This window comes from Fibrobacter sp. UWH4, assembly GCF_900142475.1.
Lineage (GTDB): Bacteria > Fibrobacterota > Fibrobacteria > Fibrobacterales > Fibrobacteraceae > Fibrobacter.
In genome coordinates this window covers 89,127-103,252 of the sequence record NZ_FRAY01000001.1, presented here as the reverse complement: position 1 = coordinate 103,252, position 14,126 = coordinate 89,127, and the positions used below count along the sequence as shown (strand labels likewise).

13 protein-coding genes are annotated in these 14,126 nt (G+C 51.1%); 8 read left to right on the top strand and 5 right to left on the bottom strand.

All coding sequences use genetic code 11. The annotated features are described in order from the left end of the window. Positions 1–128 precede the first annotated feature (128 nt). A complete protein-coding gene (locus tag BUA93_RS00390; protein ID WP_072976471.1) occupies positions 129–1,301 on the top strand; it encodes a sugar transferase in 1,173 nt (390 codons plus the stop codon). A gap of 3 nt (positions 1,302–1,304) precedes the next feature. On the opposite strand, the gene BUA93_RS00385 is transcribed toward BUA93_RS00390, so the two are convergent. Both BUA93_RS00385 and BUA93_RS00380 read right to left on the bottom strand, forming a co-directional pair. Next, positions 1,305–2,030, bottom strand: coding sequence for an NAD(P)H-binding protein (locus BUA93_RS00385; protein WP_072976469.1), 726 nt, complete (start codon positions 2,028–2,030; stop codon positions 1,305–1,307). A 9-nt stretch (positions 2,031–2,039) separates the two neighbouring features. Continuing rightward, positions 2,040–3,143 (bottom strand): histidine phosphatase family protein, encoded by a 1,104-nt coding sequence (locus BUA93_RS00380; RefSeq protein WP_072976467.1) that lies wholly within the window; start codon positions 3,141–3,143, stop codon positions 2,040–2,042. 158 nt (positions 3,144–3,301) lie between these two features. Between BUA93_RS00380 and BUA93_RS00375 the strand changes: the two genes are divergently transcribed. From BUA93_RS00375 to BUA93_RS00350, 6 genes are all read left to right on the top strand, one after another. Next, positions 3,302–5,776, top strand: coding sequence for a glycogen/starch/alpha-glucan phosphorylase (locus tag BUA93_RS00375; RefSeq protein WP_072976465.1), 2,475 nt, complete (start codon positions 3,302–3,304; stop codon positions 5,774–5,776). Positions 5,777–5,930: 154 nt separating this feature from the next. Beyond that, entirely contained in the window at positions 5,931–6,431 is a 501-nt protein-coding gene (ybaK, locus tag BUA93_RS00370) for a Cys-tRNA(Pro) deacylase (protein WP_072976464.1), read from the top strand. A gap of 9 nt (positions 6,432–6,440) precedes the next feature. After that, the gene (locus BUA93_RS00365; protein WP_254793778.1) at positions 6,441–7,424 is read left to right on the top strand and encodes a glycoside hydrolase family 16 protein; all 984 of its coding nucleotides are present in this window, start codon (positions 6,441–6,443) and stop codon (positions 7,422–7,424) included. An 8-nt stretch (positions 7,425–7,432) separates the two neighbouring features. After that, complete coding sequence (locus BUA93_RS00360) at positions 7,433–7,873, top strand: very short patch repair endonuclease (RefSeq protein ID WP_072976463.1); 441 nt, start codon at positions 7,433–7,435, stop codon at positions 7,871–7,873. Between the two features lie 53 nt (positions 7,874–7,926). After that, complete coding sequence (locus BUA93_RS00355) at positions 7,927–8,859, top strand: bile acid:sodium symporter family protein (RefSeq protein ID WP_072976461.1); 933 nt, start codon at positions 7,927–7,929, stop codon at positions 8,857–8,859. A 45-nt stretch (positions 8,860–8,904) separates the two neighbouring features. Next, a complete protein-coding gene (locus tag BUA93_RS00350) occupies positions 8,905–9,360 on the top strand; it encodes a hypothetical protein (protein WP_072976459.1) in 456 nt (151 codons plus the stop codon). 96 nt (positions 9,361–9,456) lie between these two features. Here the strand turns inward: BUA93_RS00350 and BUA93_RS00345 are convergent, their stop codons facing one another. The 3 genes from BUA93_RS00345 to BUA93_RS00335 form a co-directional block, all read right to left on the bottom strand. After that, complete coding sequence (locus BUA93_RS00345) at positions 9,457–9,981, bottom strand: ribonuclease domain-containing protein (protein ID WP_072976457.1); 525 nt, start codon at positions 9,979–9,981, stop codon at positions 9,457–9,459. Positions 9,982–10,018: 37 nt separating this feature from the next. Continuing rightward, complete coding sequence (locus BUA93_RS00340; RefSeq protein WP_072976455.1) at positions 10,019–11,308, bottom strand: hypothetical protein; 1,290 nt, start codon at positions 11,306–11,308, stop codon at positions 10,019–10,021. 80 nt (positions 11,309–11,388) lie between these two features. Further along, the gene (locus BUA93_RS00335; protein ID WP_072976453.1) at positions 11,389–11,886 is read right to left on the bottom strand and encodes a hypothetical protein; all 498 of its coding nucleotides are present in this window, start codon (positions 11,884–11,886) and stop codon (positions 11,389–11,391) included. 217 nt (positions 11,887–12,103) lie between these two features. Between BUA93_RS00335 and thrS the strand changes: the two genes are divergently transcribed. Beyond that, complete coding sequence (gene thrS, locus BUA93_RS00330; RefSeq protein ID WP_072976452.1) at positions 12,104–14,041, top strand: threonine--tRNA ligase; 1,938 nt, start codon at positions 12,104–12,106, stop codon at positions 14,039–14,041. The last annotated feature ends 85 nt before the right edge of the window (positions 14,042–14,126 follow it).

The window sequence follows — 14,126 nt, the reverse complement described above, 5'->3', positions numbered from 1 at the left end:
GTGCAATTTGTGCATTTTTAAAGGTATCATTCGGTACCATACAGAAAAATACAATTATCAAAGCCGTTTTGGCTCGCCTTCTGTACAAAAAAAGAGCAAAAGAGAGTCCGTTTACTATATTTTACACCATGGAACAAGAAAACGTCAATCCGGCAATCGGCTCGATTCTGGACGAACAGAAGCTTAAGAACATTGTCTACCCGGCAAGGCTTTTCAGGGCACGCCTGAACGAAGAATTCTTGCGAGCAAACCGCACGCGCAAGCCCTTCCTGTATATCAAGATTTATGCCCATCAGTACGACTTTTTCGGCTGGGGCAGCCCCGACAAGACCGTCGAGAATACCTGGCGTATCAGTATTCTCACCATGTTCTCGCATCTGCGTTTTATCGACGTCCTCGGTTACCTGTCCGACGGAAGCGGTCTCGGAATCATCCTCCTGAATTCCGACCTATCGACTCTTGAATCCATCCGCAAAGAAATCCTGCATAAGCTCAATGACGCGGGCCTCATCCAGACACTCCGCATCAAGCCCAAGCGCCCCATTTTCGAAGCGTATGTCTACACCGGTCTCCAGGAAAAAGACAACCTGGAGCTCGCCGACAAAATCAAGGATTTCAACAGCACGAATGGCAGCTTTTTCTCGCTTTCGCGCCTGAACCTGGATCACATCTGGGAACACCCGCACACAATCCGTTTTCGTCACATCATCAAGCGCTTCGTAGACATCACCTGCACAAGCGTAGCTATTCTCCTTTGTTCGCCCCTGCTGCTGTTCTGCGCCTTGGCGGTCAAGATCAGCGACCCGAAGGGGCCCATCATCTTCAAGCAGACTCGCGTCGGCAAGAACGGCAAGCTGTTCACCATGTACAAGTTCCGCAGCATGTACGTGGACGCCGAAGAACGCAAGAAGGAACTCATGGCCCAGAACGAAACGGGCGGAAAAACCTTCAAGATGAAAAACGACCCACGAATCTATCCGTTCGGTCACGTGCTCCGCAAGTTCAGCCTCGACGAACTTCCGCAGTTTTTCAACATCATCAAGGGCGACATGTCCATCGTGGGTCCGCGTCCTCCGATTCCATCTGAAGTGGCGGAATACGAACCGTGGCACCGCATGCGTCTTTCCGTGACGCCGGGCCTTACCTGCATCTGGCAAGTAAGCGGCCGCAGCAATATCAGTTTCGAAGGCCAGATGCGTCTGGACAACGACTACATCAAGCGCAACGGCAAGCTGAGCGACGACTTCTCCCTGATCCTGAAGACCTTCAAGGTCGTATTCAAGGGCGAAGGCGCTTACTAGCCTCTAAAACAAATCATCTATTTTCGTATTGGCAAGCACACGGTTATAGATAATCCGCTTGCCTTTCGTGCCGTCGGTGGCGCACACGTGATCCGTGGGCGGTTTCAAAACAGATGTCACCAAATGGGCAGCAACGGTTTCTGCATGCACCGGACGCACATACGCCGGAATCCATTCAGGGTGGGCCCCGATGGTTTTCTGCAACAGTTCCTCGCCAAAACGACGGTCCTTGTGTTTCCCAAGCAGAAGCGACGGGCGCACCAGCGTCAGCGTTTCAAAGCCTATCATATCGAGGCCTTCTTCCAGTTGCCCCTTGAGTCGGTTATAAAAATAAGGCGAATGGCTGTCGGCGCCCATGGCGCTTACGCACAGGAAGTTTTTCACCCCCGCCTTCTTGGCGATAGCGGCAAGTTTTAGAGGAAGCCTCAAGTCTATTTTTTCTTGGGCAGCCTTGCTTCCCGCCTGCTTGCGAGTGGTTCCAAGGCAACACACCACCGCATCGCAGCCGACAAACCCCGCATAGAAAAACAGTCGCATTGCATCATCATCTTGTTCAAAATCAACTTGTTTAAAGTCCAATTTTGACGCCCCCTCAAGAATTCCAAGATCGTTCAAATCAGGAACATTCCTTACAGGACAAAAAACGCGCACCACTTGCGGGAGGCGCGCGAGCAATTTCAAGACATTCTTTCCGACAAGACCGGTCGAGCCAAGAACTGCAACTTTCATATTACCACTTTATTCAGCAGGATCAACAACGGTCGTCGTAGAATCTGTCCTGATAACCACTTTCTTCTGCGTCATGTAGCCGATATCGGTTCCACGGACAGGATAAAGTTCCACCTGGTTTTCTGCATTCAGCACAACGGCGACACCGGTCAGATAATTCACCCAGCGGCCGCTCCTGTAAAAATTCACGTCCACTTCCCTGTTGCTCGCATAGACAACCAGCGGTTCCAACAGGACATCGTGAGAAACCAAGATGCTGACGCGTTTCCACTTCGGCATGTTCGCAACGATATTTTCCATCACGAACTGGTTTCCCCTTTCAAAAAGATCGTAGAAATGCAACGCGACTTGGTCCGCATAGTAGTCTTCGCCATACGCATAGACCGAGATAATTTTCCAACCGCCACCTTTCTTCTTTGCAAAGGCATCCAAGCTATCCGAAGGAACCGTCAAGAAGTAGCTTCCGTTCAGCAGTTCCGCCTGAGTTTCCGTGACATTGGCCGTTTCGCCGCGGCCCTTCGCAATATTGTTGCAGGTTTCGCGGGTACGGATAAAGTCTGTCGAAGCGTAGTAGAAGGACTCGTCGCCACCGGAGAGTTTTTCGCCAACAGCCAAGGCCTGCGCAACCCCCACTTCGGTCAGCTGAGACTCCTGGCCCAGTCCCGATTCACGTTCTGCATGGCGCAGCACATAGGCGATTCTGTAGGTTTCAGGAGCAGCCTTGTAGATATCGCCCACATCGTAGAAACCGTTTGTATCAGGAATTACAGACAAAGTTTTAGCAGCGGCAAACGTGGCAGTAATCGGCGGAACATCGCCACCCTGATCGGTTGCAGAAGAGACTCCTTCGCCAGAGTTTCCTCCATTGTCCGGCGCCGAAGCCGAGGAGGCTGGAGGAACTTCAGTATTACAAGACGGGGATGTCGGATCTTGAAGGCAGACATCAGAAACGGCCGCATCCGAACTATTAGCCACAGCAGCCGACGAGGCGGGATTCGTGATTTCGGGCTTTGTCGGAGTAGACGAATCATCGCCACAACCGGCAATCACAGCCGTAATGCAAGCAGCGCAAACCATCGGAAAAGCGCGGGCAACCAGTTTCTTTACGTTCATAAAAGTTTCCTCTAAATTACTATTCAATGTTAATTTAATTATTTATGTCAACGCAGGTTATTTAAGAAACATTTTTTGGGCTCATCCCGCACAGAACCCGTAAAAAATTCTAAACTTATATCGAAAAAATTTTAACCCTAAACCCATAGGACCCTCTTATGGCAAAATCATTCAAGAAAGCAGAAGAAGTCTCTGTACTCGGTACCGATGCGGAATCGTTCCGCAAAGCATTTACCGACCACATCCACCACACGCTCGCCCGTAACAGCGCGACCGTGACCGACCACGAAAAGTTCCTCGCCGTTGCATACGCTGTACGCGACCGCCTCGTGGACCGCTGGATCAAGACCCAGGAAACCTACTACCAGAAAGACGTGAAGCGCGTCTACTACCTGTCCCTCGAATTTTTGATTGGCCGTACCCTCGGCAACTCCGTTCTGAACCTTGACGTCGAAAGCGCCGTGACCGAAGCTCTTGACGAACTCGGCATGACTCTCGAAGAACTCCGTGAACAGGAAGTCGACGCCGGCCTCGGTAACGGTGGTCTCGGCCGCCTCGCCGCCTGCTTCCTCGACTCCATGGCTACGCTCGAACTCCCGGCCACCGGTATGGGCATCCGCTACGAATACGGTATGTTCAGCCAGAAGATCGTGAACGGCGAACAGGAAGAACAGCCGGATAACTGGCTGCGCCTCACCAACCCGTGGGAAATCGCCCGTCCGTCGAACGAAGTCAAGGTTCCGATGTACGGCTACGTGGTAAGCTGGATGGACGAAAAGGGCAGACTCCGTAACCGTTGGGAAACCAAGGACTACGTGCTCGCTCTCCCCTACGACACTCCGATTCCGGGTTACAAGAACAACACCGTGAACAACCTGCGCCTCTGGAGCGCCAAGTCCACCGACGACTTCGGCCTCAGCTACTTCAACAACGGTGACTACATCGCCGCCGTGCAGGACATGGAACTTTCCGAAACCATTTCCAAGGTGCTCTACCCGAACGACGCTTCCATGAACGGTAAGGAACTGCGCCTCAAGCAGCAGTACTTCCTCTGCTCTGCATCGCTGCAGGACATCATCCGCCGCTTCAAGAAACTCCACGAAGGCGAATGGAAGGTGTTCCCCGAAAAGGTCGCCATCCAGTTGAACGACACGCACCCGGCAATCTCTATCGCCGAAATGATGCGAATCCTCCTCGACGAAGAAAACCTGGAATGGGACGAAGCCTGGGAAATCGTGACGCACACGTTTGCCTACACGAACCACACCTTGATGCCCGAAGCTCTCGAAAAGTGGCCGGTCAGCCTGTTCGAAAAGCTGTTGCCGCGTCACCTCCAGATCATTTACGAAATCAACGCACGCTTCCTGCGTCAGGTGTCCCTCAAGTGGCCCGGCGACAACGCTCGCCTCGCCCGCATGAGCCTCATCGAAGAAGGCGGCTGCAAGATGGTCCGCATGGCTTACCTCTCCATCGTGGGATCGTTCGCCGTGAACGGTGTGGCAGCACTCCACTCCGACCTCTTGAAGACGACTCTCTTCAAGGACTTCTACGAACTGTGGCCTGAAAAGTTCAACAACAAGACGAACGGCGTGACGCCGCGTCGCTGGGTCCGCAAGGCTAACCCGGCTATGTCCGAACTCATTTCTTCCAAGATCGGCGAAGGCTGGGTCAAGGACCTCGACGAACTCAAGAAGCTCGAAAAGTTTGCGAAGGACGCCAAGTTCCAGAAGGAATTCATGGCCGTCAAGAAGCAGAACAAGGAACGCCTCGCCAAGTACCTCAAGGCAACGCAGGGCGTCGATGTCGACGTGAACACGTTCTTCGACGTGCAGGTCAAGCGTATCCACGAATACAAGCGCCAGCTCCTGAACATTCTGCACGCCATTCACCTGTACATCCAGCTGAAGGACGGCAAGGAAATCATGCCGCGCACCATCATGATCGGTGGTAAGGCCGCTCCGGGTTACTGGATGGCCAAGCAGATCATCCGTCTTGCCAACGCCGTTGCCGCCATCATCGATGCCGATCCGGTTTGCAAGGGCAAGCTCAAGATGGTGTTCCTCGAGAACTACCGCGTGTCTTTCGCCGAAAAGATCATTCCGGCCGCAGACCTCTCCGAACAGATTTCCACCGCAGGCACCGAAGCTTCCGGTACCGGTAACATGAAGTTCGCCCTGAACGGCGCACTCACCATCGGTACACTCGATGGCGCCAATGTGGAAATGAAGGAAGAAGTCGGCGACGACAACATCTTTATCTTCGGCCTCACCGTGGAAGAAGTCACCGACTTGCTCGCCAAGGGTTACCATCCGCGCGACTTCTACGAACACGACGACGATCTGCGCCGCGTGATCGACCTGATCGCTTCCGGCTTCTTCAGCCCCGATCGTCCGGACCTGTTCAAGCACATTGCCGACAAGCTCCTCACCAACGACAACTACCTGCTCTGCGCAGACTTCCGCAGCTACGTGGACATGCAGAAGAGAGTCGCCGAGGAATACCAGGACAAGAAGACCTGGGCAGAAAAGGCAATCCTCAACGTCGCTCGTATGGGCAAGTTCAGCTCCGACCGTACCATCAAGCAGTACGCCGAAGAAATCTGGAACGCCAAGGGCTGCAGCATCAAGCTGTAAAATAATTCGGAATTCAGATTTTGGATTTCAGAATTAAAAGAGAGTCTGCGAGAAGTCGCAGACTTTCTTTTTATATTTATCGCAGGAAACAAAAATGGAGATTCCCTGCCGGAGCCTGTCCTGAGCATGCCGAAGGGCGGGGAAGATTAGCAAAATGGAAATCAAGAAGACGAATGCGGCGAGAATTCTAGACCGCCAAAAAATTTCTTACGAACTCATCCCCTACAAGGTCGATGAAAACGACCTCGGCGCGCAACACGTGGCCGACAGCCTCGGCGAAGACATCAACCAAGTTTTCAAGACCATTCTTGTTCACGGCGACAAGATCGGCTACTTAATTTGTGTGGTACCGGGCAACCTCGAAGTGGACCTGAAGGGGGCCGCCAAGGTGAGCGGCAACAAGAAAATCGACACCGTCCCGCTCAAGGACTTGACGCCGCTGACCGGCTACATCCGCGGCGGTTGCAGCCCGCTCGGCCTCAAGAAGAACTTCCCTATTTTCATTCACGAAACCGCGATGAATTTTCCTTACATCTATGTAAGTGCAGGTGAACGCGGATTGCAACTGAAAGTTGCACCCGCCGACCTCGTAAAGGCGACCCACGCCACGGTCGGCGTAATCGCGCGAGTCCCGCCCGAAGCACCCGAAGATTAAGAGGTCCTCATGCGTCACAAGATGTTCCGAGCCATTTTCAACATAACGGCAACAGCGACAATCGTCGCCACGGGGATTCTTGCGGCATGCACCTCCGATTCGAGCAGTTCCGGCCCCGTTGAGGAACAGCCCGCGTGCAGTTCCTCTTACATGGACTCCCCCGCTGAACCTGAATCGTCCAGCAGCGCCACCGAGCCCAAATTTAGCAGTGTCACACTGCAATCGAGCAGTAGCGACAAGGTCACTGAGCCTGCCGAAGTGACTTCCAGCAGCAGTTCTTCCCCTTACCTCTGGCACGACGAATTTGACTCGATCGACACCGCAAAGTGGACTTTCGAAATCGGTACAGGCGCAAGCGGCTGGGGCAACAACGAATGGCAATACTACACCGCACGCAAGGAAAACGCCTATGTGCAAGACGGCATTCTCCACATCCGCGCGAACAAGGAAGATTACGAGGGTGCGAAATACACTTCTGCCCGCATGATTACCAAAGGGAAATTCAGTTTCACCTACGGCACCATCGAGGCACGCATCGCACTGCCTACAGGCAACGGCATCTGGCCCGCCTTCTGGATGCTCGGAGAAAACATCGACGCAGTCTCCTGGCCCGCCTGTGGCGAAATCGACATCATCGAGGCTGTAAATGACGAGAATGTCGTCTACGGCACCAACCATTGGCAATACGAAGGTGGCCACGCCCAATACGGCAACAGCACCAAGGATTACTATGGTACAAGCAAGGTTCTCGACATCACTCAGTTCCATAACTACAAGATGGTCTGGAACGAAAAGCTCATCGCGATGTATGTCGACGATTTTAAGTACCAAGAAATCGCTATTGAAAACGCGAAGGACGGCCTAGAGGCCTTCCACAAACCGCATTTTTTTATACTGAACGTCGCCGTCGCGGGCAGTTGGCCCGGTTTCGATGTAGATGATGCTCAATTTCCGAACGAGATGCTAGTCGACTACATCCGTGTTTTAAAATAAAAGTTTTAATGAAACGCCGCCACAAAAAACGCATTCCCATGAACCGCTCGCAAATGATGCAGGCGGTCCATTCGGAAGACACGAAGCCAGAAATGCTTGTGCGGCGTTCGCTTTTTAAGGCGGGTTTCCGTTATAAATTGCACCGGCGAGATTTACCCGGATCTCCGGACTTATTTGTATTGAAATACAACGTGGTTGTTTTCGTGAACGGTTGCTTTTGGCACCAGCATGGCTGCAAGTTTACGAGTCACCCCAAGAGCAATCCTGATTTCTGGAACGATAAATTCACGAACAATGTCGTTCGCGATATCAAGACGAACTGGAAACTTTCCTTACAAGGCTATCGCGTTGCTACCGTATGGGAATGTTCCATCAAGAACGACTTTGACCGCACCATAGAACGCCTCAAGGCATTTATCACAAGCGACGAAGAAAGCATCGAGATTTGAGCCGTTGGCCTAAAAATAGATTATCTTTTTCGTTAATTTAAGAAGGTTTTGCAATGCACGTTCTCGAAAAAATCAGTGAATTTGTGTGCAAGTGGATGGCGGTCGTGGTTTTAGCAATCGCGGCGCTTTCGCTGTTTGTCCCGAAATCGACGCTCTGGATTGAACTCAGTTGGGTGAATTACCTCTTGATGGTCGTGATGTTCGGCATGGGACTCACGCTCAAGCTGAGCGACTTCAAGCTCGTGTTTACGCGCCCCAAGGAAATTACCATCGGGTGTGCGGCGCAGTTTATCGTGATGCCGGCTTTGGCTTTCGTGCTCTCCAAGGCGTTCGGGCTCGACGCGGCCCTCATGGCGGGCGTTGTGCTTGTGGGTACTTGCCCCGGCGGGACCTCCAGCAACGTCATCACTTACCTCTCGAAAGGCGACGTGGCGCTTTCCGTGGGCATGACCAGCGTGAATACGCTGCTCGCTCCCGTGCTGACTCCGGCGATTACTTACTTGCTCTTGCGCACCACCGTGAACGTGGATGTGATGGCAATGTTCCTTTCCATCGTGAAGGTCGTCATCGTGCCGATTGCCCTCGGGTTTGTCATCAACAAGTTCTTTGGCAAATGGACCGCCCGCGCCGTGAAGGTCTTGCCGCTCGTTTCCGTGATTGCTATCGCGATGATTGTAGCCGCGGTTGTCTCGCACAATGCATCGAAGATTCTCTCTACGGGCGCCATCGTGTTCGCCGTGGTGATTCTCCATAACCTGCTCGGTTACGGCTGCGGTTTTGGCCTCGGCAGACTGCTGAAATTCTCGACCCCCAAGACGAAGGCTCTCTCTATCGAAATCGGCATGCAGAATTCCGGACTCGCCACAAGCCTTGCGGCGACAGCGTTCTCGGGCCTCGCTATGGCGACTGTTCCCGGCGCCATCTTCTCCGTATGGCACAACATTTCCGGCGCGATTTTGGCGAATGTTTATCGCCGTAAAGAATAGCAGACGTTAAAAAGGCTATCTTTCTAGCAGCTTTTAGGAGTTTATATGAAAATGAATTATGCCGAATGGGTTTGCCCGGAATGCAAGACCAAGAACCGCGAAACTTGCAACATGTGGATGTACGGCAGTCCGATTCGCGAATGCAAGGCCTGCCGCAGCGAATACCTGGACAGGCGCTGGCGCGAGGTGGCGATTGACGGATTTGATCCGCGTAGCAAAAATGCAAAATTCTACGCAAAAGGAGCCGCATTCCTTTTGTCAATGGCAATAATCTGCGGGGTATTACTTCAAACTTCGTTCGTACATGGAAACAATTCCACAAAGCTTACCCTGGCATGCATCCTATGCTCGCTATTCGGCGTCGTCAGCGGATTCATCGCGCTCCGTATCAAGCTCGGCTTTGCAGCCAAGGACAACGATAAGTTTATGGCCGAATCCAAGGCGCGCCTAGGCGACCCGAAATACGTCGAAAAATTACGAAAGTCTGGATACAAAATTTAAATGAGCATCGAATACCAGGGCAAAAGCATCGGCAGGGAACTCGTGGAACGCGTCAAGGAAATCTACAAGGATTACCTGCTTGTGGACGTAGTGTAGTTAGTGAACATCCAACTTGCTAAAAGTTTCGTAGTGATCTGCAGTATAGTAGATAACGCAATCTGATTGGTAAATCAGGCGTTTCGTTCCGCGATTCTTGGCGGAGTAATCGACGTCCGCTTCATGGTAATTTCCGCTCGGCAACAGACCTTCGCGATTATCAAAGACATCGCCACCAATCATCACACCAAGCGTCGTCCACGGATTGAAATTCCATTTTTCAAAAGTTTTCCCTGTTTTAGATTCGTACAAAGACTTTCCTTCGTTCTTGCCGACATAGTTGCTCGGTAATTTATCAAACTTGCAAAGGTATACCGCCACGGAATCCTTGGTCGTGTACAAACCGGATTCTTCCACCGCTTCGTAAATTGATTTCGTTGCAACACTAGAGGAAGAAGTCGTTTTTTCGCTATCGGAAGATATCCGTTCAATTTCATCGGAATCATCGCTAGAAACTGTCGGCGTAGAGCATGCGACGAAGAATACGGAAAATAAAAGAGCGATGGATAGCGATAAGGTTTTCATATTTCAAAATTTAATAAATAAGCAGGGCTTTTGAACTTTATTTTTCTTCCACAAAGCAGGCCGGAATTTTGAGGGTTACGACTTGATTTAAAGAAAGGTCTTCTTTGACGTACATAGCATGATATCGATCAAACAGTTCAAATGATTTTGCTGGTTTAACAGGCTTTTTAGGGAACAGCGGATCTCTTTTTGTCACCCCTTTTACGCATCGCAAATAATTAATTCCACCCGTAGCCAAGTCTTTCGTAAAATGAATCTTATCGCAATGTTCTTTGATGACGTCAGAATAGCCGATAATTTCAACGGAATCTTTTTCACTTTCCTCGCCATTACATTCTTGGAAATATTCTCTAGAAAACGAAAGATGGACCTTTTCTGACTTGACAATTTCTTGTGCAGCGATCTTGCCAAAAATACGCCGAGAACGCAATTCAGGAGGAAGGTATTCGGTAAATATAGGATGCGTTTGACGAACAACAAGCTGCGTTCGCACTTCTGGCGGCATCCATGCATAATATAGAATGGATTTGACTTCTTCCAAAAAATCTTTATACTCAGGATGATCAGTATCCATTGAAACATTCGTAACACGGCCACTATCGCCAAATGTAATCGTAGCATCAACAGAAAGATTAAAGCCCTCTTTATAATATCGTTTGAAAGTTCTGTCAAGAAGCCAACGACAAGGCCTTTTCACACTATTAACAAGTCCCGTTTCAAATTCGCGTGGTGGCATCGTATCACTAAGAAATTTTCCTTCTTTTAATTCAAATGTATCAACATATATATTCACTTTCAATGCTGGTAGATTCGGTCGTGTATTGAATTCTGCCGTTTTGCCCTCTGTAGAAACATTTCGATGTTTGAAAAACGTATAAACAGAATCTAGTTTTTTCATTCTGCCGTAGCCTTGCAACGAATATACAATTCCTTCAAATAAAGTATCCCAAGAAGAACGATTTTCATAGAAGAACAAATAATCAATCAGCGTTCCTTTTTGGAATAAGCTAACAGACAAATTCACTTTATCTAAGAAATCATCTTTAAGAATTCTTTCAAATTCAACAGTTTCTTCATCAAGCACCGCAGCCTTCGCAAATTTTTTGATTTCCTTCAAGCTATTCGTTGTGTAGGCCAAGCCCTGTGCATTATATACGACCATAGAATCTGCAAGCGCTAAAGATTCTTGCATAGGTCGCGGTTTTCCAGGAATAAAATCCACAGAAACATTATCACGTTTCTGTTCGCAAGAGAGCAGAACGCTTGCGACAAAGAATATAGAGAGCAGAAACGTGAGGTCGCAAAGAATTTTCTTATGATTCAACATAACGCAAATATATGAAAAACCTTTAGTTTGCTCTGTAATGGCGTTTTATCTTGGCGCACTTCGCGCGTATTTGGCAAATACTATTTTTCCTTTTCCCATTCGCTATAGCACGGCCAAACTGCGTCCTTGCTTATGCAGAAAGCGGTTTCTCCGTCATTTATTGCCCCCTCTTCCATCCAGGAGAGCAAACAGGGAACAATCCAGTAATCTTTTTTCTCGATGTGTTTTTTGGGTATCAGTGTTGATGGCGTGCTGAAAAACTGTTTTGCCACATAGCCGAAGAATGCTTCACCATGCAGTCTATTCCTTCGTGAAAATTCTTGAGCGTCAATGTCCTTGAACGTAAGCCTTCTCTCTTTTTTATCAAAGGCGCTGTGCTTTGCGATATATTGCGTGAGGGAATCTCGAACAACATCGATAGAATCTTTTTCATGAAAATACTCGTTGCAAGTGCTGTCGTCCGCTATCACGCCTTTACGCATTAATGAGCAATGCATAATATGCTTGATTGGCCAGTCTTTCGCAAAACAGTTTGTCGAAAGAAGCAATAGCGCGACTGCCAAAAGAAGGAACCTCATAATTACAGACCTCCATCACAAGATACAATTTTACGGGGTCTTAGGGGCTAAGCCCCTAGGCGAAGGGGTGATGAAAGACCGCGTAGCGGGCTGCAATCAGGGGGATTCTTCCCCCTCCCACTAGCCACATCTTATATCAAATTCTACATTTGCGCGCACCGCCAGATGTCGTATTTCTGGGGAACCGGGCGAGAACCGCCCACAAAAAGGATTATTTATGTCTCAAATCGAACTCACCTTCCCCGATGGCTCCGTACGTTCCGTAGCATCGGGCACCACCGGCCTCGAAATTGCGAAGGGCATTTCCGAAGGTCTTGCACGCAAGGCGCTTGGCGTCAAACTCGGCGATAAGGTCCTCGACCTCACGCGCCCGCTCACCGAGAGCGGCACCATCAAGATTATCACGCCGAGCAACGACGACCCGGATGCTCTGATGCTCCTGCGTCACAGCTGCAGCCACGTGCTTGCCGAAGCCATCTGCGACCTGTTCCCGGGCACCAAGCTCGCCTACGGTCCGGCTATCGAAAAGGGTTTCTACTACGATTTGATGACACCGACCCCGATCCAGCAGTCGGATTTCGAGCGCATCGAAAAGCGCATGAAGGAAATCATCAAGGAAGACCGTCCGTTTACCCGTTGCGAAGTCAGCGCCGCCGATGGCCTGAAGCGCACCGAGGGCGACAAGTACAAGACGGACAACGCGCAGCGCGCTCTCGCCCGCGAAGGTAGCGACGGTACGCTCAGCTTCTACGTGACTGGCGAACCGGGCAAGAACTTTGAAGACCTCTGTGCCGGCCCCCACGTGCCGAGTACCGGTAAGCTCAAGAATTTCAAGGTGCTCTCCATGTCTGGTGCTTACTGGCATGGCGACCAGAACAGCGACCAGCTGACCCGCGTCTATGGCACCTGCTTTGCCGACAAGGAAGGTCTCGAAACTTACCTGAAGTTCCTGGAAGAGGCCGAAAAGCGCGACCACCGCAAGATCGGCAAGGAAATGGACCTCTACCACATTGAAGACCATTCTCCGGGCATGGTGTTCTGGCACCCGAAGGGCACCAAGATGGTGAACGCCCTCAAGGACTACATCCGCGGGAAGATTGACCGTCGCGGCTACCTCGAAGTGATCACGCCGGAAATCGTGAACAAGACTTTGTGGATCAAGTCCGGCCACGCCGACAAGTACAACGAGAACATGTTCAAGACGCTGGCTGGCGACGTGGAAATGGCCGTGAAGCCGATGAACTGCCCCTGCCACATCCAGATTTTCAACACGGGGCTCCGTAGCTGGCGTGACCTTCCGATGCGCCTTGCCGAATTCGGTAAGTGCCACCGTTACGAACCTGCCGGTACCATGCACGGCCTGATGCGCGTGCGCGGCTTTGTGCAGGACGACGCCCACATTTTCTGTACCGAAGACCAGATTGCAAGCGAAGTGGCCGACTTCTGCGCCCTCGTCAAGGAAATCTACCACGACTTCGGTTTCGACGATATCGTGGTGAAGTTCTCCACCCGCCCGGAAAAGCGCGTGGGTTCCGACGAAATCTGGGACAAGGCTGAAGCCGCCCTCGCCGAAGCAACGAAGCTCGCTGGCCTCGACTACATCCTGAACCCAGGCGAAGGTGCCTTCTACGGCCCGAAGCTGGAATTCACGCTGAAGGACAGCCTCGGTCGTGACTGGCAGTGCGGTACTATCCAGGTGGACTTCAACCTCCCGCAGCGTCTGGGTGCCGAGTATGTCGGCAAGGACAACCAGAAGCACATTCCGGTGATGTTGCACCGCGCCGCCGTGGGTTCCATCGAACGCTTCCTCGGTATTCTTATCGAAGAATTCATGGGCGATTTCCCGCTGTGGCTCGCTCCGGTTCAGGCCCGCGTGCTCCCGATTTCCGAGAAGTTCGTTGACTACGCGAAGCAGGTCGAGAAGGAACTTGTGAACGCCGGCGTCCGCGTGGAAGTCGACGAATCTAACGAGAAACTCGGCTACAAGATCCGCCAGTGCGAATTGCAGAAGGTGCCTTACCTCCTCATCGTTGGTGAGAAGGAAGTTGCCGATGGAGTTGTCTCTGTGCGTAAGCGTAAGGACGGCGACAAGGGCTCTATGACTGTCGCTGACTTCCTCAAGATGACGGAAGACGACAGAAAAGTCGTCCGTTAGTCAATAACCGAATGTCATTTGCAAACGTAGGTTCCTTCGAGCCTACGTTTTTTTGTTGGCGACAACCGCCCAAGGCGAGAGCAGC